The sequence below is a fragment of the Streptomyces sp. NPDC004051 genome (genome assembly GCF_053604275.1).
Window position 1 is genome coordinate 201,552 of sequence record NZ_JBSGHG010000006.1, and the last position, 22,388, is coordinate 223,939.

Genomic DNA, 22,388 nt, shown 5'->3' on the forward strand with positions numbered 1-22,388 from the left:
TTTCCCAGGACCGCCGGGGAAACCCGCACGGGACCCGCACACGCGTACCGCGGCGAAGTGGTACGTCACTTCCCAAGTCGGACGGTACGGCCGTTCGGTTGCCTCACCGGCGCGAGGGTGGCACAGATCACAGCAACGACGATGCCGCCGAGCAGGAAGAGATAGGAGCCGGCTCCCGCGGCGAACAGGAAGTCGCCCTCCGGGCGGCTGGCGGTGAGCAGGAGGACGACGATCACCCAGCCACCGGCGGCCGAAGCGGCCCCGGCCCGGCTGCGGAGGGCGAGGCCCGCCGCGAGGCAGAGCCCGGCCTCGCCCGCGAGGGCGAGCAGCAGCCCGCCCGGGAACCAGGCGGGCTGCACCAGCGCCCCGGCCACACCGACCACGGCACCGAGGACGAACAGCCCCAGGCAGGCGGCGAGCCGCCCGGCGGAGGGCAGCCGCAGCGGCTGGGCCAGCGCCGAGACGGGCCGCTCCTGGCCGCTTCGGTCGCTCTGGCCGCTCCGGTCGCTCCGGTCGCTCCGGTCGCTCCGGTCGCTCACGACGCCTCCCCGCCGCCGGCTCCGGTCTCCACTCCCGCGAACAGGTCGCTCTCCCTGCCGACGGAACACTCTCCGCGCACCAACTCGTAGTACTCGGTGGTGAACAGCGGCTGCGCGAGTTCGTTGGAGAGCACGAAGTACGGCTCGGCCACCGTGATCTGGGTGGCGTGCGCGCGCATCGCGGCGGCCTTGGCGGCCGCGTACGCCGTGCCGTCGACCTCGGCGGTGACGTGCACGTCGGAGACGACCCCCGGCACGTCACCGATGCTGCCCGCCTTGTCGAACGGCAGCCCGGCCAGTTCGTCCTCCAGACGCGCGAAGGCCGCCTCGGCGACGGAGCGGGGCATCCGGTTCCAGTACACCTTGGGAACGTCCCACCCGTCCTGCCCGTCCGCCGCGGCCCTCTCCGCCAGCTGGACGGCGCGCATGGCGACGCGGTGCGCCTGGATGTGGTCGGGGTGCCCGTAGCCGCCGCGCTCGTCGTACGTGACGAGCACCTGGGGCCGGACCTCGCGGATCACCTCGGCGAGCAGTCCGGCGGCCTGGTCGACGTCGGCCTGCCAGAAGCAGCCGGGGTCGTCGTTGTCGGGCAGGCCCATCATCCCGGAGTCGCTGTAGCGCCCGGCACCGCCGAGCAGCCGGAAGTCGTCGACCCCGAGCGCGCGCATCGCCTCGGCCAGCTCCCCCATCCGGTGCTGCCCGAGGGCGGCGCCGCTCAGGTGGGCCAGTTCGGGCGGGATGACCTCGCCACGCTCACCGAGCGTGCAGGTGACCAGTGTCACGTGCACGCCCTCGGCGGCGTACCGGGCCATGGTGGCGCCGTTGTTGATCGACTCGTCGTCCGGATGAGCGTGCACGAGCATCATCCGCCGAGAGGGCAGTTCCGTCATGGGCCCAGCCTACGAGTCACCCGGCGGCCCCGCGGCACGTCGCCCCTTGCTGCCCTTGGCCTTGCCGTCCCTGGCCGTCGAGCACGTGCGCGACGGCCATAGCGATCCGGACGACTTCTAGCAGCCCGCGCCGACGTCGCCCTCCCCGAACGAGTGGACATCGATCGAGTAGCCGGCCCCGGTGGTGAGGTCAGGACGGTTTCCGTGGCCGTCCTCCTCGAGGCCCTCGGCGGTGAGGAAGGAGACGTACAGGGACATTCCCTCTTTGACGAAGCACAGCTCGTCGGACGAGACCTCGGGGTCCGGACTCCACCCGTCCCGTGCCGCTGCCGTCCGGTAGTGCGCGGCCACTTCGCCCCGCGTTCCAGGGAAGGCGTAGGTCCGGTTGGCGTACACCGCGACATCCCCGCTGTCCGCCCAGCAGCCGGCGTCGACCTCCTCGAAGCCCCGGGCGACAGTGGCCTCGGCGGGCCGGGAGTCGAGGATGTCGAGCGCGGCCATCTCCTTCACCCGGTCGTCGGTCCCCCCGCAGTCCCTGGCGAGTTCCTGCAGCACGCAGCCGGTGAGCGTTCCGGCCGCGAACACGGTCGACAGGAGCAGGGACATCGGGCGAGTGGCACCTGTCCGTATAGACAAAGCGGGCTCCAGGCTGAAGGCCGGGGCGGAGGGGATCCGCCGGGCAAGGTGGCTGGCCGTGCCGCTCCGGAGCGGCATGGCCAAGTTCTACCAGGAACCGTCGTCCTCCTCCGCGGGCATCCCCACGTTCTTCAAAGCCCTGCGAGCCGGGCCAAGTCCCTTTCCCGAGAGCGATGTCGAGTGCCCGGCCGCGCGTTCCAGCAGTGCCCGCGCCAGGTCCGCGTAGCGGGTGGCAGCCTTCTCACCGATGACGCCTGCCGCAGTGGTCTCGGATGTGCCCAGGACGGTGCCGGTGTCGTCCATCGACCGAACGGCATCCCGCCTGGCCCGATAAACGCGGGAGGCGCCCTGACGCGCGCTCATGCCGGCCGGCCGCCTCGCGTTCGGTTCCGGCAGTCGCGGCAGCGGTCGGGGCCCGGTACCGGGGCGCGGAAGCCGCGGTCGCAGCCGTCACAGTTGCGCATCTCGTACCGGCCGGGTGAGGGCTCGACCGGTGCGCGGAAGGGCGGCGGGGGCGGCAGCTGGGCGGTGAGGCGGTGGGCCAGGAGGGCGGCGGGGCGGCGTACGCCCTCGGGCGGCAGGTCGGCGGTCAGGGCGTGGCGTACGGCGGTGGGCGTGACGTCCCGCTCCAGCCAGGCGGCGACGCCGGGCGCCAGGTGGGCCGTGTCGCAGGCGGAGAGGAGCAGCCGGGGGTCGTGGCGGTGGAGGCCGGCGAGGAGGTCGGTGGCGGCCTGGAGAAGCGCGGGGGCGGGATACCCGGGACCGGGTACGGCAGGGAGCTGCTTGCGGGAAGCTCGTTTCTCACGCGCCGCACGCGGCGACTCCCGCTCCTCGCACGCCTCCTGCCGCTCCCGCCGTTCCTGCCGTTGCGGTTCCGCCGCCGGACAGGTGGGTGTCCCGGCGTGGTGGCGGGCTGCCTCCGGCTGGTTGCAGGAGGTCGTGCGGGTGACGATCCGGCCGGAGGGGGTGCGTACGCGCTCGCGGCGCAGGTAGCCGTGGGCCTCCAGCTCGCGCAGGGCGGCGGCGATACGGGTGGCTCCCTCGGGGAACCGGGCGGAGAGGGTCTTGATGTCGGCCGGCGCGCCCTTCGGCAGCGACTGGAGGTGCGCGCCGAGCCCGATGGCGAGCAGCGAGAGCTCCCGGTGCTGGGTCAGGTGGTTGCCGATGACCGTGAAGCGGGTGGTGTGGCGGGTGTTGTCGTGCTGGAGCCCACCGGTGCGGTGGCCCCGGTTCGGGTGCTGGTTGCCCGCGATACGGGCCTGGGCGCGCGGGGGCGCGCTAGGGTTCTGGGTACCCATCGGGAAGCCTCTATCTTCCTCGGTGGTCAGGCCCTCGCACTGGGATTGCAGTCCCGGCGGGGGCCGTCGCATGTCTGCTGTTGTCCTGCGCTGAGCGTCGGGCCTCAAGGGCCCCGAAATCCAGCCGAACCGGAGATGTTCACCCGCCCGAGTGAGTGCACGCCACGGGCGGGAGGGGTGGGGCTTGGTGGGGTTCTTTCCCCTTCGTTCTTTGTCTTTTCAGCCGTCGACGCCGCCGGAACCCGCGGTGTCGCGTTCCGGTGGCGTCAGGCTCAGTTCGGCCCATACGGTTTTCCGCGGGAACCGCCCCTCGACCACCCCCCAGCGGTCGGCCAGCGCCTCGACGAGTAGCAGCCCACGCCCCGACTCGGCCCTGCCATCGGGCGCTTGGAGCGCGGGCAGCCGATCGCCGCGCGTGTCGGTGACCTCGATGCGGAGCGTGGTGCCGACCACGTAGAGCGTGAGGCGGAAGCTGCGGCCGGGAAGGCGGCCGTGGGTGGCCGCGTTGGCCGCCAACTCCGCCACGACATGGCTCGCCATCTCCTGCGGAAGTCCCCAGTCCCGGAGCGTGTCCGCCGCGAGCAGACGGGCGAGGCGGGCACCGCGCGGGGTGGAGGACAGCAGCACGGTGAAGTCGCGGATTCCGCTGTCGGGTTGAGATCTGGTCTCGGCAATTTCCTGATTCACGTCACTCAGCGTGGCCGACCGGACGTACCGTGAAGAGTAATCACGACGCTGCGTAGGGTGACCGTCCACGGCTCGCCCGGCCCTGTCGGAACTGTCGACGCGGCTCCCCCCGGCACGTCGTGACGGTACTGCGCGGCACAACGGAGGAGCGCGACATGTCGGTGAACGGCGAGGCGGTACGGGTCACGACCGAGACGGACCGGACGGACGAACCGGGATGGGAGGTCGACCCGGACGACGACTGGGCACTCGCAGTAGTGGCCACCGTGGGACGGCAGTTGAGGCTCCGCCGGGAGGCGGCGGGCATGAGGGTCGGCGACTTCGCGGTGGCGGTCGGTTACGGCGACGACCTCGTCTACAAGATCGAGAGCGGCAAACGCATCCCCCGCCCTGAGTACCTGGACACGGCGGACGAGCTGTTCAACGCCGGTGGCCTCATCGCGGCGATGAAGGAGGACGTGAAGAAGGTCCGGTACCCGAAGAAGGTCCGGGACTTGGCACAGATGGAGGCGCGAGCGGTTGAGCTTCAGTTGTACGACCCCTTGAGCATCCATGGGTTGGTGCAGCACCCGGAGTACGCACGCGCCCTTCTGTCCATGCGGCGCCCCGCCTATTCAACGGACGAGGTGGAGCAGTTCATTGCCGCACGCGTGGCACGCAAAGCGATCTTCGAACGGAACCCGGCGCCCGAACTCAGCTTCATCCTGGAAGAGTGGACACTTCGACGACCACTGGGCGGGAGGGCAGTCCTGCGCGCCCAGCTTGAGCACCTCCTCGAGGCAGGACGGTTGCGTAACGTCGAGCTTCAAGTGATGCCGATGGAACGTGATGAACATGCCGGGGTGGACGGCAGCATCGAGGTGCTCAAGTTCGAGGATGGTTCAGCGATCGGCCGCTCCCCAGCAGTAGCCAACGGACGGCCGGTTTACGACCTGAAGCAGCTCCGCATCCTGGAACTGCGGTATGGCATCATCCGGTCTCAGGCGCTCACACCACGTGAGTCGACGGCCTTCATCGAACAACTGCTGGGGGAAACATGATCCGGAATACCTCAGCCAGGGATGCCTCCAACCTGGTGTGGTTCAAGAGCAGTTACAGCAGCGGCAGTGAGGGCGACTCGTGCGTGGAGATCGCCACCGCGCCCGGCGCCGTCCACGTCCGTGACTCCAAGGACGTGGGTGGCGGTCGGCTGACCTTCGCCCCCGCCGCTTGGGCCGGCTTCGTCCCGTACGCGGTCGAGGGCTGACGGGGCTGCTCCCGGCTTACGGCACGTCCACTCGGCAGTCAGAGAACCTCAGCTGGACCAAGGTCGATGTCGGATTTCTGCCGGAGTGCAGCCATCTGGCGATGCTTGACTGTCCGTCTGACCGCCATGCAGCCGACCAAGGCTCACCTCTTCCGCTGTTTGACGCAGTTGATGCATAGACGGCGAAATCGGGCCGGGGAGCTTTCCGGCTCTGGAGTTCGACTCCCTGGCGGGGCAAGACCGGGTGCATGCCCAGCCGACGTGAGATCGTTCTGCCGCCAAGAATTCGGTTACCAGGAGACGGGATACTACTGAGGGAATGGGCCGAGGCCGACCTGTCCGCGTTGGTTGAGGTCTATGACGATCCCGAGATCGACCGTTGGACTCCGGTGCCCTCGCCGTTTGACTCCAGGGCGGCGCGTGAGTACCTGACCAAGGCTCGCGAAGGCCGCGAGGAAGGGCGCAAGAAAGCGCAATTGGCGATCACTACCGACGGTGAGCAGCCGCGCGGTGAGGCTCTCCTCTTTCGCAGCGAGCTCGACGCGCGGGACGTCGAGCTCGCCTATGGCGTCGGCAGCCGACATCGACGGCAGGGCCTGGCCTCACGCGCCGTCAAGTTGATGTCTGAATACGCCTGTCGCCAGCTGGGCGCAAGGCGAGTGCTGCTGCGCATTGAAACGGGGAACTCCCCGAGCGTGGCTGTCGCTCGTGCCACTGGCTTCCAGCTCACCGACGACGAGCCCATCACACGCGAGGCCAAGGGCCGCCAGGTGACATTGCTTACCTGGTGTTACCAGAACAGCGGAGTGGATTCCCTTTCGGCTTGAGCGGCCGGGGCAGTTTGCCTTCAGCCCGCCTCGGCGGGTTCAACACGTGCCCGCAGGATGATGAGGGTTGGGCGCGGGAGCCACCTGGGGACGCCGAGCGCCCGTGACCGGCGCGGATGATCTGAGGATCTACTGTCTGGTTGCCGGGTGCGATGCTGGTCATCTGGTCCGCCCCTGCCCATGAGCCGACGGTCGGTTCCATTTCTCAGGTATCCGTAAGAGCGCGGTCACCAGCGACGCTCTAATCCTGGCCTCAGGTTGTTCGGGGACACTGAGCGGCAAAAACTTCGACTGGAAGGGGGCGGGCCGGCGTGCGGATCATGATCGCGGATGATGACGCGGCCATCCGTGAGTCGCTGGAGCGGGTGCTCCAGGTCGAGGGTTACGACACCAGCACCGTCGCCAACGGTCTCGCCGTGCTCGACGGGGTCGGTGGGGTCGGCGGTGACACGCTGGATCTGCTGCTCCTCGACGTGATGATGCCCCGCCTCGGCGGGTTGGAGACCTGCCGGCGGTTGCGGGCCGCGGGTCGGGATCTGCCGGTGCTGATGCTGACCGCCCGTGACCAGGTCTCCGACCGGGTCGCGGGGCTGGACGCGGGCGCCGACGACTACCTGCCCAAGCCGTTCGCCACCGAGGAGTTGCTGGCCCGGGTGCGGGCCCTGCTGCGCCGGCGCACGCCGACCGACGACGAGTCGCAGATCCTGTCGTACGCCGACGTCCGGCTCGATCCCGACCGGTTCGAGGCGTGGCGGGGCGAGCGGCCGCTGCACCTGACCCGGACCGAGTTCTCCCTCCTCGAGGTCCTCGTGTGCAACGCGACCCGGGTCTTGACCCGCGACGCACTGTTCGAGGCGATGTGGGGCTTCGGCATGAGCTCCACCGCCAACAACCTCCAGGTCTACGTGAGCTATCTGCGCCGCAAGATGGAGGCCGAGGGTGAGCCGCGATTGATCTACACGCTGCGCGGCCTGGGATACACGTTGCGGGAGACTCCTCCGTGAGCAGGCCCGCCGGCCGGGAACCGCGCCGACTGACCCGATGGTGGCGCCGGCGGTCCCTGCGGACCAGGCTGACGGTGATCGCGGCGACGGCCATCGCGGTCAGCGTGTTCGTGGCCTTCCAGGTGGCCAGCGAGCTACTGGACTGGGAGCTGCAGGACACCGCCGAGAATCAGCTGCGCGCCGACTCCCGCGTCCTGGCGGCGAACGCGGAGCGCGCCGGTCTGGCGCAGGTGCAGCTACCGCCGTATCCCGGATCCGGTCGGCTGGTGCGGGTCATCCTGCCCGACGGCTCGATCCGGACGCCGGCCGGCCAACCCTCGCTGCCCCCGGTCAGCGAGCACGCCGGGCGCGTGGCGCAGGGCGCGTCGGCCGACCTGATGGAGTCGGACGACAGCGACGAGGACGGCTACCGCATCTACACGCTGCGGGCGGGCGACGGTGCGGTCCAGGTGGCCCGCGTCGTCGACGACGGCCCGATCAACCGGTTCGGGTTGGGCATGTTGCTGATCGGGCTGCTCTGCGTGGTCGGCGGCACCCTTGTCGGGCGGACCGTGGCGCGGACCGGGCTGGCACCGATCGACCGGCTGACCGCCGCCGCGGTGCGTGTCGCGCACACCCGGGAGCTCGACGCCGACATCCCGGACGAGGGCGGTGGGGAGATCCGGCGGCTGATCCAGTCGATCAACGACATGCTCGCCGCGCTCCGGGAGTCCCGGCGGGCACAGCGGCTGCTCGCCGAGGACGCCGCCCACGAGCTCAAGACCCCGCTCACCAGCCTGCGCCTCAACGTCGAGCTGCTGATCCGGCTCGATCGGCGCGGCACCCTGGACAGCGCACTGCCGGCGGAGAGCCGGACCCGGGTGCTCAACGATCTCGGCGCCCAGGTGGCCGAGTTGAGTACCCTCGTCGCCGAGCTGACCGACCTGGCGCGCGGTGACGTCAGCGACGAGAGCACCGAGGTGCTCGACCTCGCCGACGTGGTGGTCGCCGCCGCGACCCGGGCGCGTTCCCGCGTGCCCGACATCGAGGTCGCGCTCGACGTGACCTCTGTGTGGGTGAGCGGGCGTCCCGCTGCGCTCGAGCGAGCGGTGCTCAACCTCATCGACAACGCCGGCAAGTGGTCCCCCGCGGACCATCCGGTCCAGGTCCGGCTCCGTGCCGAGGGCGCGTCGGCGGTGCTCGAGGTCGACGACGCCGGGCCGGGCATCGACGCCGCCGACGTACCGCGGGTGTTCGACCGATTCTACCGTGCCGACAGCGCCCGGGCGTTGCCGGGATCCGGTCTGGGGCTGTCGATCGTGCAGCGGGTCGTCGACGCCCACGGCGGCCGGGCCACCGTCGCCCGCTCCGCACGCGGTGGCGCGCTGCTTCGGGTCGGCCTTCCGGCTGCGGCCCCGCCTGCCCCGATCGCGCGCCGCGCCGCCGGGGAGGACACCGCGATGCGCTGACCCGCCCCGGCGGTGCGGCGCAGGACAAGGGGCGGCGATCCTCGGGCATGGCCCCGCGCGGCTCACCGCCGGGGCAGGACACCGCGATGCGCCGACCCCAGCCCCGGCGGCGCGGCGCAGGGCCAAAGGGCGGCGACCGTCGGGCCCATGAAAAAGATCCGGGACGGGCCTGGGTTCCCGTCCCGGATCTCGTCCGTGCCGCCGCGCTCACCGTTGCAGCGCGGACTCCTCGTCGTCGGCGAGCGGCTGTTGACCGTCCGGCAGCTCCGCCGCTGGACGGGCCGGCCGGCTCGGCCACCACATCCGCCGGCCGATCAGCAAGGTGAGGGCGGGCACCAGGACCGACCGCACCAGCAGGGCGTCGAGCAGCACGCCGAAGGCGACCAGGAACCCGAGCTCGACCATCATTACCAGCGGAAGTGTGACGAGGACCGCGAACGTGGCCGCCAGGACCAGGCCCGCCGAGGTGATGACGCCACCGGTGGCCGAGAGGGCTTTGAGCATGCCCTCTCTGGTGCCGAGACGCACGGTCTCCTCCCGGGCCCGGCTGGCCAGGAAGATGTTGTAGTCGATGCCGAGCGCCACCAGGAACAGGAATGCCAGCAGCGGCACCGAATAGTCGATCCCCTTGAAGCCGAGGATCGTGTCGAAGACGAACACGCTGCCGCCGAAGGCCGCGGCGAACGAGACGACCACGGTGGCCATCAGGACCAGCGGGGCCAGGACCGCGCGCAGCAGCAGCCCCAGGATGATCAGGACGACGACGAGCACCAGCGGAATCACCAGCTTCTCGTCGCGCTTGGTGGTCACCTCGGTGTCGAGGTTCTCCGCACTCGGCCCGCCGACGATCGCCTCCGCCCCGCTCACCGCGTGCACGGCGGTGCGCACCCGCTTGATCGTGTCGTACTCCGCGACGGTGTCCGGCGCGTCCTTCGGGAACACGGAGATGTTGGCCCAGTCACCGCTGGTCTGCTCCGGGATGGCCAGGGCCACACCCGGAGTGTCCTTGACGACGTCGAGCACCCGCTCCTGGTGCGTCGGCCGCGTGAAGATCGTCACCGGCTGGCCGCCGAGCTCCGGGAAGTGCTGGCGGAGAACGGTGAAGCCGGTGACCGACTCCGGCGCGGACAGGAACTGGTCCTGCTCCCGCAGGGCGCCGGTGTTGCCCGCCAGCCCGAGGGCGAGCACGCCGAGGACTCCGAGCGAGCCGAGCGTCGCCACCCACCGGCGGCGGCTGATGGCGGTGCCGAGCCGTCCCCACAGCCCCGGCTTCTCCTCCACGGCCGTGCTGAACCGCGGGATGGCCGGCCAGAAGATCCGCCTGCCGAGCACCACGAGCACCGCCGGGAACAGCGTCAGCATGGCCACCAGCGCGCACAGGATGCCGGCCGCACCGATCGGGCCCAAGCCGCTGGTGCTGTTCAGGTCCGCGACGAGCAGGCAGAGCAGGCCGGCGACCACGGTGGCCGCGGACGCGACGATGGCCGGCGCCGCGCCGCGTAGCGCGTGGACCATCGCGACCCGGACGTTCTCATGGTGGTGCAGTGCCTCCCGGTATCGAGCGATGAGCAGCAGCGCGTAGTCCGTGCCGACGCCGAATACCAGGATCGTCAGCAGCGCCGAGTTCTGGTCGTTGACCACGATGCCGAAGCCCTTGACGAGCAGGTAGACGGTCCCCATCGAGGTCAGTGCGGCCGCGCCGACGGCCACCAGCGGGATGATCCACAACACCGGGCTGCGGTAGGTGAGGATGAGCAGGAGCGTGACGACGACGATGGTGGTGAGGAGGACCTGCACGTCGATGCCGTCGAAGACGGCATCCATGTCGCCGTCGATCGCGCCCGGGCCGGTCACGTCGAGTTCCAGGCCGGCGGGGCGGTCCTTCGCGGCGTCACGCAACGGGCCGACGATCTCCTCCGGTGGGCCGTAGTCCGTGCTCACCTCGAGGGTGAACATCATCGCCTTGCGGTCGGTGGAGAGGTTCGCTGGTGAGCCCTCGTCGTCCTCGCCGGCCGCCGCCGTCGCCTTCGGCGGGTACCGCTTGGCGAGGGTGTTGTAGTGGCGCTCGACCGTCGCGCGGTCGGCGTCGGTCATGCCGTCGGCGCGGTGGTACACGAAGACGAACGTGTTGTCGTCACCGCCGGGGAGACTGTCGTCCAGCACCGCCACCTTGGTGGACTCTGCACTGGCCGGCAGGGTGTCTACAGCGCTGTCGGTGGTGACCGAGCTCAACTTCGCGCTCAGCGGCACCATGCCCGCCGCCAGCACCAGCCACAAGCCGATCACCAACCATGGCACCCACCGGCCTGCCAACCGACCGGCCGGCGCTTTCCCGGACGGCGCCGCGTTGACTGCCATCACTAGCCTCCTGCATACGAGTTGCTCGCTTATCTGGATGCCAACTTCCTAGCGAGCGAACCTGAGGCGACTGTTAATACGGTGCTCAGGCCGGTTGGCCGAACCATGTGCCCAGCGCACGCACCAGCGTGGTGGCGTCGAGGTCCTGCCCGGTAGACCTCGACAACCTGGCCGCGCAGGGCGTCCTCGCACGCGTCCGAGGCGGGGCACGGACCCTGCTGCTCAGGGGCGAGGAACCGCCCTTCGCGCTGCGCGCCCACGAGGCCGTCGGCGCCAAGCGCCGGATCGCCACCGAGGTCTCCGCGCTCATCGCCGACGGCGAGAGCGTCCTGCTGGACAGCGGCACCACCTGCCTGGAGGTCGCCCGCCTCCTGCGCGAGCGGCCCGTCACCGTGATGCCCCTGTCCCTCCAGGCCATCCACCTGCTCGGCGAGACGCCCGGCCCGGCCACGCTGGTGGTGCCCGGCGGACAGCCCCGCGCCGCCGAGGGAGCCCTCACCGGCCCCCTCGCCCTCGCCTCCCTGGCAGCCCTGCGCTTCGACACCGCGGTCATCGGCTGCTGCGGCCTGAGCGCAGCCGACGGCCTGACCGCCTACGACCTCGACGACGCCGCGGTGAAAAAGGCGAGCATCGCCTCCGCCCGCCGCACCGTCGTCGCCGCGGACGGCGGCAAGCTGGGCCACATCGCCTACGCCTACGTCGGCCCCTCCACGCTCCTGCACACCCTCGTCACCGACACCACCGCACCCGCCGACGAGGTGACCGCGCTCGAAGGCGCCGGAACCATCGTCAAAACCGCCTGACCGGTCCGCTGCACGGACGCACCACCCCTGCATGCAACGGCCGGCGTCACGGACAGTCACCTGCGCGCCCGGGGCGAGCGACCATGCCGGGGCCTGTACCGATGTGCCCCAAGGCCGGTTCAGAACAGACCCTGGCCTGCCTTCTCCGCCGGCCCCCGAGTGGTCGGCCGCTCACGGCCCCAAGCGGCCAGCGGCTGGAGTGCGTCGTTGAGGCGCTTGCCGTCCTCGGTCAGCGAGTACTCGACGCGGGGCGGCACCTCGTCGTAGGAGACGCGGTGCACGACGCCGTCCGCCTCCAGCTCACGCAGGTGAGAGGCCAGCACCTTCTCGGTGATCCCCGGCAGCAGTCGACGCAGCTCGCCGAAGCGGCGGCAGGGATGCTCGTGGAGCGCCCAGAGGATCAGCACCTTCCACCTGCCGCCGATCACCTCCATCGCGGTGTCGATCCCGCAGACGTGTCCTTCTGGTCCGCCCGGCCGGTTCAGCGTCGCCATGCCCCACCCCTTTGACGTGCTCGCTCACCCCGGGGTGACCACCCACTCCCAAGTGCGTACTTGATCACTCCCGGACCTGCGATCAGCCTAATCGGCATGACACGGAACCCTGTTGAGAAGACTCCCGTCACCTTGCTGGGCCTCGGCGCGATGGGCACCGCGCTGGCCCGCACCTGGCTTGCCGCCGGCCACCCACTCACCGTCTGGAACCGCACCCCGGCCCGCGCCGCGGCACTCGCCGTCGAGGGGGCGAGGGTCGCGGACACCGCCGCCGAGGCGGTCGCGGCGCACGCCCTGGTCGTCGTCTGCCTGCTGGACGACGCCTCGGTCGAGGACGTACTGGCCGGCACCGACCTGGCCGGCCGGGACCTGGTCGACCTGACCACCGGCACCCCCGCCCAGGCCCGCGCCCGTGCCGAGTGGGCCCGCGAGCGCGGCGCCCGCTATCTGGACGGCGGGATCATGGCCGTCCCGCCGATGGTCGGCGTCCCGGAGGCCGGCGGTTACGTCCTCTACAGCGGCTCACGGGAGCTGTTCGAGCGGCACCAGGAGACCTTGGGCGTCCCGGCCGGCACCACCTACGTCGGCGAGAACGCGGGTTTCGCGGCCCTGTACGACGTGGCCCTGCTCAGCGCCATGTACGGGATGTTCGCCGGTGCCGCGCACGCCTTCGCCCTGATCCGCAAGGAGGACATCGACCCCGCGGCGCTCGCCCCGCTGCTCGCCGACTGGCTCGTCGCGATGGCCCCGGCGGTTCACCGGACCGCCGACCAGCTGCGCAGCGGCGACTACACCAAGGGTGTCGTCTCCGATCTCGCCATGCAGGTGGCCGGCGTGCCGACCTTCCTGGACACCGCCGAGCAGCAGGGCGTCAGTCCGGAACTGCTCAGCCCCTACTTCGCGTTGATGCGCCGCCGCCTGGCCGTGGGCAGCGGCGAGGAGGACCTGACGGGCGTGATCGACCTGCTGGTCCGCTGAACCGGTTCAGGGCCTGCTCGGCGGGGCATGCCGGGGACCCGGTGGTCCGGCACGCCCCTCTGCGGCGTCGTCGTCAGGTGAGCCGAGGAGAATGAGCGACATGGTCATGGTGAAGGGCGTAGAGGCCCGCGGTATGCGGCACTGCGAGACGACGGCGCTGGGGGTGCTGCTGCGGCACGAGGGGATCGACCTGTCCGAGCCCATGCTGTTCGGGCTCGGCTCCGGGCTGTCCTTCGTCTACTGGGACAGCAAGGCCATGGGGTTCCCCTTCCTGGGAGGTCGGGTCAAGCCGTTCGAGCTCACCAGGAACCTGGCCGCCGCCCTCGGGCTCGAGCTGCTGGTCGAGGAGACCACCTCCCCGCGCAAGGCATGGCGGAACGTGGCGGCGCCCCTCGACGCCGGCCGGCCGGTCGGCCTGCAACTCGACAGCTACCACCTGGATTACTTCAGCACCAAGGTGCACTTCGGCGGGCACGTCGTGGCCATGTACGGCTACGACGAGCAGAACGCCTACCTGGTGGACACCGACCAGCAGGGCGGAGCCGTCTCCACCGGCCTCGACGGTCTGGCCAGAGCCAGGGCCGCGCGCGGCCCCATGACCGCCAGGCACCGCTCCTTCACCCTCACGGCGCCCGGCGGCGGTCCGACGTCACCGCGGGACAGGATCATCCCCGCGATCAAGAGCTGCGCCGACGCCTTCCTGAACCCGCCCATCGCGAACCTGGGCCACCGGGGCATCGAGAAGACCGCCCAGCAGGTGCCGAAGTGGCTGCGGCGCAGCGACGATCCGCGGGACGATCTGCCACGGACCGCCGTCCTCATGGAGAGGGCCGGGACCGGCGGCGCCCTGTTCCGCAACCTCTACCGGGACTTCCTCGCCGAGTGCGCCCAGCTGATCGACAGCAGCCACCTGCGCACCGGCCACACCCTGTACGCCGAGGCCGCCACCCTCTGGACGCAGGTGGCCGCACTCGTCGCGGCAGCGGGCGAATCCGGCGACGCGGAGAACCTCGTACAGGCCGGCTCCGTCCTCCACGAGCTCTCACGCATCGAACGCGAGGCGATGCAGGCGCTCAGCCTGCTCTAGGCCCTGTCGGCGGGGCATGCGCGGAGTCGGAGCCGGCGGGATCAGAAGCTGATGCTGCCGATCATCCCCGCGATGTTGGTCGTCAACTCGCTGATCGTGGGCGCGATCGTCGACGACGCCATGTAGAAGCCGAGGAGCATGCAGACGACCGCATGCCCGGTCTTGAGGCCCGACTTCTTGATCAGCAGGAAGACGATGATCGCCAGCAGCACCACCGCCGAAATCGAGAGTGCCACGGCGGCTCACCTCCAAGGACCCCAGGACTCGGGGGGTAAGGGATATGGGGGCAGATACATCCACACAGCAGCCAGCAGGTTCATACCCACTATGCGCTAACGATCATAACTATCCGTACGTGCGCATCGGTCGGCGCACGGCCGCACAAGGGGGCGCATGGCCAATATGGTCATGGCATGACGACCGATGCTGACTCCTTCCCCCGACGGCACGCCCGCACCCAGCGCTTCACCCTCGGCGCGCCGCGTGCGTTCACCGTGGCACCCGACGGCTCCCGGGTGGTGTTCCTGCGCTCGGGTTCCGGTACGGACCGGGCGAATTCGCTGTGGGTCCTCGACCCGCAGGGCGGCGGGGAGCGCGTGGCGGCCGACCCGCGGGCCCTGCTGGGCGGCGCCTCGGAGCACCTGTCGGCCGAGGAGCGGGCCCGGCGCGAGCGCAGCCGCGAGGGGGGCGCCGGCATCGTCGGCTACGCCACCGACGCGGCCGTGGAGTTGGTCTCTTTCGCCTTGTCAGGGCGGCTTTTCACGGCCGAGCTGCAGGCCGGGACGGCACGTGAACTGCCCACGCCGGGACCGGTGATCGACCCCCGTCCGTCGCCCGACGGTCGGCACGTCGCCTATGTCGCGCAGGGTGCGCTGCGGGTCGTCGGGGCGGAGGGGGAGGACGACCGGGCGCTGGCGACGCCCGAGGCGGACCACGTCGCCTACGGTCTGGCGGAGTTCATCGCGGCCGAGGAGATGCACCGGCTGCGGGGCTTCTGGTGGGCGCCGGAGTCGGACCGGCTGCTGGTGGCGCGCGTGGACGACACGCCGGTGGAGCGGTGGTGGATCTCCGATCCGGCCCATCCGGAACGGGAGCCGCAGCGGGTGGCGTACCCGGCCGCGGGCACCGCGAACGCGGACGTACGGCTGTTCGTGATCGGGCTGGACGGGACGCGCACGGAGGTCTCCTGGGACCGTGCGCGGTATCCCTACCTGGCGCATGTGCACTGGTCAGCGGCGGGGGCGCCACTGCTGCTCGTACAGGCGCGCGACCAGCGCGGGCAGCTGGTCCTGGCGGTGGACCCGGACTCCGGGGCGACCCGGATGGTGCACGCCGACGAGGATCCGGATTGGCTTGAAATTTTCCCCGGGGTGCCCTGCTGGAGCCCGTCCGGGCAGCTGGTGCGGATCGCGGACGAGGGGGGCGCACGACGACTCGTCGTGGGTGAACGTCCGCTCACCGGAGGGCAGTTGCACATCCGGACCGTCCTGGACGTCTCCGCCGACGAGGTGCTGGTCTCGGCGTCGGCGGGCGCGGAGGCGGCCGATCCGGAGATCGGCGAGGTGCACGTCTACCGGGTGAACGAACTCGGCGTGGAGCGCGTCTCGCAGGAGCCCGGCGTGCACTCCGCCGTACGTGCCGGGGGCGTCACCGTGCTCGTCTCCGCGACACCGGATCGGCCAGGTTCCCGGGCGGTGGTGCTGCGTGACGGGAAACCGACGGCGACTGTCCCCTCGTACGCCGAAGACCCCGGTATGTCCCCTCGGGTGACCCTCACCCAGGGGGGCGCACGTCGAATCCCGTGCGCCGTGCTTATGCCCCGGGACTACTCCGGCGACGTTCCGCTCCCCGTCCTCATGGACCCCTACGGCGGCCCGCACGGCCAGCGGGTGGTGGCCGCCCACAACCCCCATCTGACCTCGCAGTGGTTCGCCGACCAGGGCTTCGCGGTGGTCGTCGCCGACGGACGCGGCACCCCCGGCCGCTCCCCGGCCTGGGAGAAGGCGGTCCGCCACGACTTCACGCTCACCCTGGACGACCAGATCGAGGCGCTCCAGGACCTCGCCGCCTCCCATCCCCTCGACCTCTCCCGGGTGGCGATCCGCGGCTGGTCCTACGGCGGTTACCTCGCGGCGCTGGCGGTGCTCCGCCGCCCCGACGTCTTCCACGCGGGCATCGCGGGCGCCCCGGTGACGGACTGGACGCTGTACGACACCCACTACACGGAGCGGTACCTGGGCGACCCGGCCGCGCACCCGGAGACGTACGCGAAGAGCTCGCTGGTCACCGCCGAGGGCCTCTCCTCCCCCGCCGACCGGCACCGCCCGCTGATGATCGTGCACGGCCTGGCCGACGACAACGTGGTCGCCGCCCACTCCCTGCGCCTGTCCTCCGCCCTGCTCGCCACCGGCCGCCCCCACGAGGTCCTCCCCCTGTCGGGCGTCACCCACATCACCCCCCAGGAACAGGTCGCGGAGAACCTGCTCCTGCTCCAGGTGGACTTCCTCAAACGCTCGCTGGGCCTCACGGGCTGATCCCCGAAGGGACCTACGCCGGGCAGGCGCACCTCACTTGTCCGCCTGCCCGGCGACGGCCCGAAGCCGCCACGTCGTCACCGCGCGCTCCGCCAGGGCCACGAGGACGGCGCGACCGAGAACACCAGGAAGCGGGAGCGGGGCGGGAGCCCGTGAGCGAAGCAGACACGGTGTGACCGGAGGTCCTTCCACTGACCGGGTCAGGCACGTAGAGCCCCTGCTCGCCCAGCGCTCGCCCCGGTGGCAGACTTTCGATCTGCCGCGCCGGCGCGAGGGGCGTCGGGGGCGAGGGGGTGGATTGTGCACGGGCGGGTGCATGACCTGGTGTGGGGGACGGTTCGAGTCGTGGTGGCCGTCGTGCTGCTCGGTTCGGCCTGGCAGACGGCACGGATCGCGGAGCGCGCAGGCTCAGCCGACCTGGCCTTCCGGCACCTGGAGATACACGATGCCGAAGGGCGGGACACGGGCAGTCTGAAGGTGTGCGGGGACCGGTACCGGGAGCCCTTCTGCCTGCGGGCGGAGCACGTCACCGTGGACGACGTGCTGCTGAAGCTGAACAAGAAGGGCGGGGCGGCCCGCTACCGGTTCGAGTTCGGCCGGTCCGACGGGCGCACGCTGGATCTGTCGCTGGACGTCGACAGAGAGGACCAGGACGTAGTCGAGGCCGCCGGTGGGCGTGGGAAGGCGACCCTGTACTGGTGGCGTGACTCGTTGCGGCTGCTGAAGGTGTCGGCCGACGGTCACGAGCGGACGATCCGCGCAGCGCACTACCCGGGTAGGGAGTTCGCGCCGCCCGCCGCGTTCGGCTCGGTCCTCGCCGGGCTGGGCGTGGCGGCCCTGTGGGCGGGGCTGTGGCGGATCGTGCGCGGGGGCGCGTCCCGGCTGAGCTGGCCGTGGCAGACGACGGCGCCGGGGGTGACCTTCGTCCTGGCAGGGCTGGGCGGGGCCCTGGGCGCGCTGTTCGCGACGCACTCGCACGCGGTCCGCACGATGGTGTGGACCGCGGGTGCCGTGGGTGCGGTGAGCGCGGTGGGCATGGCCTGCTGGGCCTACCGGTGGACGCGGCGCAGCTTGCCGGAGGTGGACCGGATGGAGCCGGTTGTGCCGGTGGACGAGCACCGCTTCCCGGGTGTCGTGTGGGGACCGGGTCCGTGGAAGGCGCTGTCGATCGGATGGCTCCGGGCGGGCCCGCAGGGACTCGCCGCTGTGCCCCCCGGACCGGCCATCGGTACCGGCACCTTCGGAGTCCAGCCGTTCCCCGGGCCGTTGCGGCTGGTCCGGGTGCGGACACCGCACAGGGACGACCCGCTGCGCATGCGGTTCAACAGCTCCTGGCGCCAGTCGGGCGGGGCGGATCAGGGGTCGTTCGTGGTCGTTGCCGAGTGCGAGGCCCTGGGCGGGCCGGTGCCCGGGGCGCGCGTGCTGATCGGCACGGGCAGGGACGACATGCCCCACGTGCTCGGTGCGCTGTCTGCGGCCGCGTCGTTCCGCCCCGACCGGGACGACCAGGACGACCAGGACAGCCACGGCGTCCAGGGATCGTCGCGCGACGGCAGTACGGCGAGCCCGTAGGGCATGGCGGTCCCTGCCGGTCCCGGGATCGACCCGGTCCGAGCGTCCTGCCGCTTCACGGGCCCGGGGGCTTCTCCCCCGGCACCACCTGTTTCTCCTCGGCGAAGTGGCAGGCCGAGGGGTGGGCCGCCGGGCCGCCGGCCGCGCGGAAGGCTTCGGGGACCGCGAGCAGGGGGACCTCCACCGCGCAGCGTTCCCGGGCCTTCCAGCAGCGGGTGCGGAAGCGGCAGCCGGAGGGGATGTTCGTGGGGGACGGGACGTCTCCGGTGAGGATGATCCGTTCGCGGTGTTCGCGGGCCGCCGGGTCGGGGACGGGGACGGCGGAGAGCAGGGCCTGGGTGTAGGGGTGGGTCGGGTGGTCGTAGATCTGGGTGTCGGTGCCGGTCTCGACGATCCGGCCGAGGTACATCACGCCGACCCGGTCGGAGATGTGCCGGACGATCGACAGGTCGTGGGCGATGAAGACGAACGCCAGGTCGAACTCGCTCTGGAGCCGGTCCATCAGGTTGACGACCTGGGCCTGGACGGAGACGTCCAGCGCGGAGACCGGTTCGTCGGCGACGATCACCTCGGGGTTCAGGGCCAGGCCGCGGGCGATGCCGATGCGTTGGCGCTGGCCGCCGGAGAACTGGTGCGGATAGCGGTTGATGTACTCGGGGTTGAGGCCGACCACGTCCAGCAGGTCCTGGACGCGTCGGCGCCGCTCGCCCTTCGGGGCGACCTCGGGGTGGATCTCGTAGGGCTCCCCGATGATGTCGCCCACCGTCATCCGGGGGTTGAGGGAGGTGTACGGGTCCTGGAAGACCATCTGGATGTTGCGTCGGACCGCCTTGAGGGCCTTCCCGGACAGCCGGGTGATGTCCTCGCCCTTGTAGCGGATCGTGCCGGCCGTCGGGCGCTCCAGGTGGACCAGCATCCTCGCGACGGTGGACTTGCCGCAGCCGGACTCGCCGACGATGCCCAGGGTCTCGCCCCGGTCGAGGGCGAAGTCGACGCCGTCGACGGCCTTCACGGCGCCGACCTGCTTGCGGATCACGATGCCCCGGGTCAGCGGGTAGTGCTTGACCAGGCCGGACACCTCCAGGATCGGCTCAGTCAGGAGCGGCTCAGCCATCCAGGCACTCCCGCCAGAAGTGGCAGGCGCTCCCCCGGGTCTCCGAGACCTCGTACAGCGGGGGCTCGTCGGTCCGGCAGACGTCGCGGGCCAGGGGGCAGCGGGGGTGGAAGGCGCAGCCGGGCGGGATGTCCATGAGGTTGGGCGGCAGGCCCTTGATGGCGTAGAGCTGCCGGCCCTTCTGGTCGAGGCGGGGGATGGAGTCCAGCAGGCCCCGGGTGTAGGGGTGGGCGGGGGCCTTGTAGATGTCGTGCACGGGCGCCGACTCGACGATGCGGCCCGCGTACATGACGACGATCCGGTCGGCGACGTCGGCGACCACGCCGAGGTCGTGGGTGATCAGGATGAGCCCCATGCGGTACTCGCGCTGCAGTTCCGCGAGGAGTTCCATGACCTGGGCCTGGACGGTGACGTCGAGGGCGGTGGTCGGTTCGTCGGCGATGATCAGGGCCGGTTCCAGGGCCAGCGCCATGGCGATCATGATGCGCTGGCGCATGCCTCCGGAGAACTGGTGCGGGTACTGCCCGACCCGTTCCCGGGCGGCGGGGATGCGGACCCGGTCCATCAGCTCGACGGCCCTGGCCCGCGCCTCCTTCTTCGACATGCCCCGGTGCACGACGAACATCTCGCCGAGCTGGTCGCCGACGGAGAGCACGGGGTTGAGGGAGGAGAGCGCGTCCTGGAAGATCATCGCCATCTCGGCGCCCCGCACCCTGCGGCGCTCGTTCTCCTTCAGCTGCAGCAGGTCGCGGCCGCGGAAGACGACCTCGCCGCCGGTGATCCGGCCGGGCGGCGTGTCGAGGATGCCCATGACCGCCTGCGCGGTCACCGACTTGCCGGAGCCGGACTCGCCGAGCACGGCGAGCGTCTCGCCGGCGTCGACGCCGTAGCCGACGCCGTCGACGGCCCGGGCGACGCCGTCCCGGGTGTGGAACTCCACGTGCAGGTCGCGCACTTCGAGCAGCATGACGGCGGCTCACCTCAGCTTCGGGTCGAGGGCGTCGCGCACCGCGTCGCCGAGCATGATGAACGCCAGGACGGTGATCGCGAGGGCGCCGGAGGGCCACAGCAGCGCGTGCGGGGCGTTGCGGACGTAGGGGGAGGCGGCGGAGATGTCGATGCCCCAGGAGACGCTGGGCGGCTTCAGGCCGACGCCGAGGTAGGACAGGGTCGCCTCCAGCGAGATGTACGTGCCGAGCGCGATGGTCGCCACGACGATGACCGGGGCGATCGCGTTGGGCGCGATGTGCCGCAGCACCAGGCGGGAGTTGGAGGCGCCGAGCGCCCGCGCGGCCTGGACGTAGTCGTTCTGCTGGGCGGTGATGACCGAGCCGCGGGCGATCCGGGACAGCTGCGGCCAGCCGAGCAGCACGATGAAGCCGATGACCGGCCAGACGGTGTTGCTGGTGGTGACGGACAGCAGCACCAGTCCGCCGAGGACGACGGGGATGGCGAAGAAGACGTCCGTGACGCGGGACAGGACCGAGTCCCACACCCCGCCGAAGAATCCGGCCAGGGCGCCGAGGACGCTGCCGAGGACCGCGACGCCGAGTGTGGCGAGGACGCCGACCGCGACGGAGGTGCGGGCGCCGTAGACGGTGCGGGTGTAGACGTCGCAGCCCTGGCCGTCGAAGCCGAAGGGGTGGCCGGGCTGCGAGCCCTCCCGGGCCTTGGCGAGGTCGCACGTGAGGGGGCTGCCGGGGGCGATCAGCGAGGGCCACAGGGAGATGAGGACCAGGAAGAGGATGATCAGGGCCGAGACGATGAAGACGGGGTTGCGGCGCAGGTCGTGCCAGGCGTCGGACCACAGGGAGCGGGGCTTCTGCTGCGGTCCGGCGCCCCGCGGGCCGTCCGGGGTGCGTTCGAGGGTCTCGGCCTCGTCGACGCCCAGGTCCATGACGCCGCCCATGCCGGTGCCCGCGACGGCGCGGTCGGGGTCGTGGTGCCGCTCAGGCATAGCGGATCCTCGGGTCGAGCACGGCGTAGAGGAGGTCGACGACGAGGTTGGCGACCAGGAACACCAGCACGAGCACGGTCACGAAGCCGACGACGGTCTGGGTGTTCTGCCGCAGGATGCCCTGGTAGATCTGGTAGCCGACGCCGTGGATGTTGAAGATCCGCTCGGTGACGATCGCGCCGCCCATCAGGAAGCCGATGTCGGCGCCGATGAAGGTGACCACGGGGATGAGGGAGTTGCGCAGCAGGTGCCGGGTGATCACCCGGTGCCGGGGCAGGCCCTTGGCGACGGCGGTGCGGACGTAGTCGGAGCGCCGGTTCTCGGCGATGGAGGTGCGGGTCAGCCGGGTGACGTAGGCGAGGGAGACGGAGGCCAGTACCAGTCCGGGCAGGATCAGTTCGTCGAGGGGCGCCGCGGAGGAGACCGACGGTCTGATCCAGCCCCACTTCACCCCCAGGAGCAGCTGGAGCAGCAGGCCGGTGACGAAGGTGGGGACGGAGATGACGACGAGGGTGAGCAGCAGGACGCCGGTGTCGACGGGGCGTCCCCGGCGCAGCCCGGTGATCACGCCGAGGGCGATGCCGATGACGATCTCGAAGAGGATCGCGACGATCGTGAGGCGGATGGTGACGGGGAACGCGGTCGCCATCAGCTCGGTGACCTCCTGGCCGTTGAACGCCGTACCGAAGTCGCCGGTGAAGACGTTCCCCATGTAGGTCAGGTACTGCTGCCAGACGGGCTTGTCGAGGCCGAACTCCTTCTTCAGCTGGGCGGCGGTCGCCGGGTCGCAGCGCCGTTCGCCGCAGAGTCCGGCGATGGGGTCGCCCATCACGTTCACCATGAGGAAGATCAGCAGCGTGGCCCCGAAGAACACCGGGATCATCTGGAGCAGACGCCGGACGACGTAGCGTCCCAC

23 protein-coding genes are annotated in these 22,388 nt (G+C 71.0%); 10 read left to right on the forward strand and 13 right to left on the reverse strand.

Annotated elements, in window-relative coordinates:
• Positions 1 to 65: 65 nt before the first annotated feature.
• The 6 genes from ACWEQO_RS10345 to ACWEQO_RS10370 all read right to left on the reverse strand — a co-directional run bounded on the left by ACWEQO_RS10345 (position 66) and on the right by ACWEQO_RS10370 (position 4,050).
• Entirely contained in the window at positions 66 to 455 is a 390-nt protein-coding gene (locus ACWEQO_RS10345; RefSeq protein WP_452981156.1) for a DUF6113 family protein, read from the reverse strand.
• Between the two features lie 80 nt (positions 456 to 535).
• The gene (gene mshB, locus ACWEQO_RS10350; protein ID WP_452981075.1) at positions 536 to 1,429 is read right to left on the reverse strand and encodes an N-acetyl-1-D-myo-inositol-2-amino-2-deoxy-alpha-D-glucopyranoside deacetylase; all 894 of its coding nucleotides are present in this window, start codon (positions 1,427 to 1,429) and stop codon (positions 536 to 538) included.
• Between the two features lie 117 nt (positions 1,430 to 1,546).
• Positions 1,547 to 2,035 carry a hypothetical protein gene (locus tag ACWEQO_RS10355; RefSeq protein ID WP_452981078.1) on the reverse strand — a complete coding sequence of 163 codons (489 nt, stop codon included), beginning with the start codon at positions 2,033 to 2,035 and terminating at the stop codon, positions 1,547 to 1,549.
• Between the two features lie 117 nt (positions 2,036 to 2,152).
• A complete protein-coding gene (locus tag ACWEQO_RS10360; protein WP_452981081.1) occupies positions 2,153 to 2,368 on the reverse strand; it encodes a hypothetical protein in 216 nt (71 codons plus the stop codon).
• Between the two features lie 56 nt (positions 2,369 to 2,424).
• Positions 2,425 to 3,363 carry a helix-turn-helix domain-containing protein gene (locus ACWEQO_RS10365; protein ID WP_452981084.1) on the reverse strand — a complete coding sequence of 313 codons (939 nt, stop codon included), beginning with the start codon at positions 3,361 to 3,363 and terminating at the stop codon, positions 2,425 to 2,427.
• A 219-nt stretch (positions 3,364 to 3,582) separates the two neighbouring features.
• Positions 3,583 to 4,050 (reverse strand): ATP-binding protein, encoded by a 468-nt coding sequence (locus ACWEQO_RS10370; RefSeq protein ID WP_452981087.1) that lies wholly within the window; start codon positions 4,048 to 4,050, stop codon positions 3,583 to 3,585.
• Positions 4,051 to 4,205: 155 nt separating this feature from the next.
• On the opposite strand from ACWEQO_RS10370, the gene ACWEQO_RS10375 reads away from it, so the two are divergent.
• From ACWEQO_RS10375 to ACWEQO_RS10395, 5 genes are all read left to right on the forward strand, one after another.
• Positions 4,206 to 5,090: a helix-turn-helix domain-containing protein gene (locus tag ACWEQO_RS10375; RefSeq protein WP_452981090.1), complete on the forward strand. Its 885-nt coding sequence runs from the start codon at positions 4,206 to 4,208 to the stop codon at positions 5,088 to 5,090.
• The gene (locus ACWEQO_RS10380) at positions 5,087 to 5,296 is read left to right on the forward strand and encodes a DUF397 domain-containing protein (protein ID WP_452981093.1); all 210 of its coding nucleotides are present in this window, start codon (positions 5,087 to 5,089) and stop codon (positions 5,294 to 5,296) included. Before ACWEQO_RS10375 ends, ACWEQO_RS10380 begins: the two co-directional genes overlap by 4 nt.
• 248 nt (positions 5,297 to 5,544) lie before the next feature.
• Complete coding sequence (locus tag ACWEQO_RS10385) at positions 5,545 to 6,123, forward strand: GNAT family N-acetyltransferase (protein WP_452981096.1); 579 nt, start codon at positions 5,545 to 5,547, stop codon at positions 6,121 to 6,123.
• 311 nt (positions 6,124 to 6,434) lie between these two features.
• Entirely contained in the window at positions 6,435 to 7,127 is a 693-nt protein-coding gene (locus tag ACWEQO_RS10390; protein WP_452981099.1) for a response regulator transcription factor, read from the forward strand.
• The gene (locus ACWEQO_RS10395) at positions 7,124 to 8,575 is read left to right on the forward strand and encodes a HAMP domain-containing sensor histidine kinase (RefSeq protein WP_452981102.1); all 1,452 of its coding nucleotides are present in this window, start codon (positions 7,124 to 7,126) and stop codon (positions 8,573 to 8,575) included. The genes ACWEQO_RS10390 and ACWEQO_RS10395 overlap by 4 nt, the downstream gene beginning before the upstream one ends.
• Before the next feature lie 207 nt (positions 8,576 to 8,782).
• Here ACWEQO_RS10395 and ACWEQO_RS10400 read toward each other — a convergent pair whose 3' ends face one another.
• Positions 8,783 to 10,933 (reverse strand): MMPL family transporter, encoded by a 2,151-nt coding sequence (locus ACWEQO_RS10400; protein ID WP_452981105.1) that lies wholly within the window; start codon positions 10,931 to 10,933, stop codon positions 8,783 to 8,785.
• Positions 10,934 to 11,040: 107 nt separating this feature from the next.
• On the opposite strand from ACWEQO_RS10400, the gene ACWEQO_RS10405 reads away from it, so the two are divergent.
• Positions 11,041 to 11,736 carry a DeoR/GlpR family DNA-binding transcription regulator gene (locus ACWEQO_RS10405; protein WP_452981108.1) on the forward strand — a complete coding sequence of 232 codons (696 nt, stop codon included), beginning with the start codon at positions 11,041 to 11,043 and terminating at the stop codon, positions 11,734 to 11,736.
• 119 nt (positions 11,737 to 11,855) lie between these two features.
• Here the strand turns inward: ACWEQO_RS10405 and ACWEQO_RS10410 are convergent, their stop codons facing one another.
• Positions 11,856 to 12,230 carry a winged helix-turn-helix transcriptional regulator gene (locus ACWEQO_RS10410; RefSeq protein WP_452981111.1) on the reverse strand — a complete coding sequence of 125 codons (375 nt, stop codon included), beginning with the start codon at positions 12,228 to 12,230 and terminating at the stop codon, positions 11,856 to 11,858.
• 96 nt (positions 12,231 to 12,326) lie between these two features.
• Between ACWEQO_RS10410 and ACWEQO_RS10415 the strand changes: the two genes are divergently transcribed.
• Together ACWEQO_RS10415 and ACWEQO_RS10420 are read left to right on the forward strand one after the other, a co-directional pair.
• Positions 12,327 to 13,208, forward strand: a complete 882-nt coding sequence (locus ACWEQO_RS10415; RefSeq protein ID WP_452981114.1) for an NAD(P)-dependent oxidoreductase — start codon at positions 12,327 to 12,329, stop codon at positions 13,206 to 13,208.
• A 100-nt stretch (positions 13,209 to 13,308) separates the two neighbouring features.
• The gene (locus ACWEQO_RS10420) at positions 13,309 to 14,295 is read left to right on the forward strand and encodes a BtrH N-terminal domain-containing protein (protein ID WP_452981158.1); all 987 of its coding nucleotides are present in this window, start codon (positions 13,309 to 13,311) and stop codon (positions 14,293 to 14,295) included.
• 41 nt (positions 14,296 to 14,336) lie between these two features.
• Here ACWEQO_RS10420 and ACWEQO_RS10425 read toward each other — a convergent pair whose 3' ends face one another.
• Entirely contained in the window at positions 14,337 to 14,531 is a 195-nt protein-coding gene (locus ACWEQO_RS10425; protein WP_109376839.1) for a hypothetical protein, read from the reverse strand.
• A 177-nt stretch (positions 14,532 to 14,708) separates the two neighbouring features.
• Between ACWEQO_RS10425 and ACWEQO_RS10430 the strand changes: the two genes are divergently transcribed.
• Together ACWEQO_RS10430 and ACWEQO_RS10435 are read left to right on the forward strand one after the other, a co-directional pair.
• Positions 14,709 to 16,829: a prolyl oligopeptidase family serine peptidase gene (locus tag ACWEQO_RS10430; protein WP_452981117.1), complete on the forward strand. Its 2,121-nt coding sequence runs from the start codon at positions 14,709 to 14,711 to the stop codon at positions 16,827 to 16,829.
• Between the two features lie 345 nt (positions 16,830 to 17,174).
• Positions 17,175 to 18,401, forward strand: a complete 1,227-nt coding sequence (locus ACWEQO_RS10435) for a hypothetical protein (protein WP_452981120.1) — start codon at positions 17,175 to 17,177, stop codon at positions 18,399 to 18,401.
• A gap of 55 nt (positions 18,402 to 18,456) precedes the next feature.
• On the opposite strand, the gene ACWEQO_RS10440 is transcribed toward ACWEQO_RS10435, so the two are convergent.
• From ACWEQO_RS10440 to ACWEQO_RS10455, 4 genes are read right to left on the reverse strand one after another with little or no spacing between them, the layout of a single operon-like run.
• A complete protein-coding gene (locus ACWEQO_RS10440) occupies positions 18,457 to 19,515 on the reverse strand; it encodes an ABC transporter ATP-binding protein (protein ID WP_452981123.1) in 1,059 nt (352 codons plus the stop codon).
• On the reverse strand, positions 19,508 to 20,482 hold the full coding sequence (locus ACWEQO_RS10445) for an ABC transporter ATP-binding protein (RefSeq protein WP_452981126.1): 975 nt from the start codon (positions 20,480 to 20,482) through the stop codon (positions 19,508 to 19,510). The genes ACWEQO_RS10440 and ACWEQO_RS10445 overlap by 8 nt, the downstream gene beginning before the upstream one ends.
• Positions 20,483 to 20,491: 9 nt before the next feature.
• Positions 20,492 to 21,472, reverse strand: coding sequence for an ABC transporter permease (locus ACWEQO_RS10450; RefSeq protein ID WP_452981129.1), 981 nt, complete (start codon positions 21,470 to 21,472; stop codon positions 20,492 to 20,494).
• The gene (locus ACWEQO_RS10455; protein WP_361461508.1) at positions 21,465 to 22,388 is read right to left on the reverse strand and encodes an ABC transporter permease; all 924 of its coding nucleotides are present in this window, start codon (positions 22,386 to 22,388) and stop codon (positions 21,465 to 21,467) included. The genes ACWEQO_RS10450 and ACWEQO_RS10455 overlap by 8 nt, the downstream gene beginning before the upstream one ends.

Coding starts and splice junctions, on each gene's coding strand:
- ACWEQO_RS10450 (WP_452981129.1), bottom strand. CDS start 21,472: ATGCCTGAGCGGCACCACGACCCCGACCGCGCCGTCGCGGGCACCGGC.
- mshB (WP_452981075.1), bottom strand. CDS start 1,429: ATGACGGAACTGCCCTCTCGGCGGATGATGCTCGTGCACGCTCATCCG.
- ACWEQO_RS10400 (WP_452981105.1), bottom strand. CDS start 10,933: ATGGCAGTCAACGCGGCGCCGTCCGGGAAAGCGCCGGCCGGTCGGTTG.
- ACWEQO_RS10365 (WP_452981084.1), bottom strand. CDS start 3,363: ATGGGTACCCAGAACCCTAGCGCGCCCCCGCGCGCCCAGGCCCGTATC.
- ACWEQO_RS10380 (WP_452981093.1), top strand. CDS start 5,087: ATGATCCGGAATACCTCAGCCAGGGATGCCTCCAACCTGGTGTGGTTC.
- ACWEQO_RS10420 (WP_452981158.1), top strand. CDS start 13,309: ATGGTCATGGTGAAGGGCGTAGAGGCCCGCGGTATGCGGCACTGCGAG.
- ACWEQO_RS10355 (WP_452981078.1), bottom strand. CDS start 2,035: ATGTCCCTGCTCCTGTCGACCGTGTTCGCGGCCGGAACGCTCACCGGC.
- ACWEQO_RS10430 (WP_452981117.1), top strand. CDS start 14,709: ATGACGACCGATGCTGACTCCTTCCCCCGACGGCACGCCCGCACCCAG.
- ACWEQO_RS10375 (WP_452981090.1), top strand. CDS start 4,206: ATGTCGGTGAACGGCGAGGCGGTACGGGTCACGACCGAGACGGACCGG.
- ACWEQO_RS10440 (WP_452981123.1), bottom strand. CDS start 19,515: ATGGCTGAGCCGCTCCTGACTGAGCCGATCCTGGAGGTGTCCGGCCTG.
- ACWEQO_RS10360 (WP_452981081.1), bottom strand. CDS start 2,368: ATGGACGACACCGGCACCGTCCTGGGCACATCCGAGACCACTGCGGCA.
- ACWEQO_RS10410 (WP_452981111.1), bottom strand. CDS start 12,230: ATGGCGACGCTGAACCGGCCGGGCGGACCAGAAGGACACGTCTGCGGG.
- ACWEQO_RS10415 (WP_452981114.1), top strand. CDS start 12,327: ATGACACGGAACCCTGTTGAGAAGACTCCCGTCACCTTGCTGGGCCTC.
- ACWEQO_RS10445 (WP_452981126.1), bottom strand. CDS start 20,482: ATGCTGCTCGAAGTGCGCGACCTGCACGTGGAGTTCCACACCCGGGAC.
- ACWEQO_RS10385 (WP_452981096.1), top strand. CDS start 5,545: ATGCCCAGCCGACGTGAGATCGTTCTGCCGCCAAGAATTCGGTTACCA.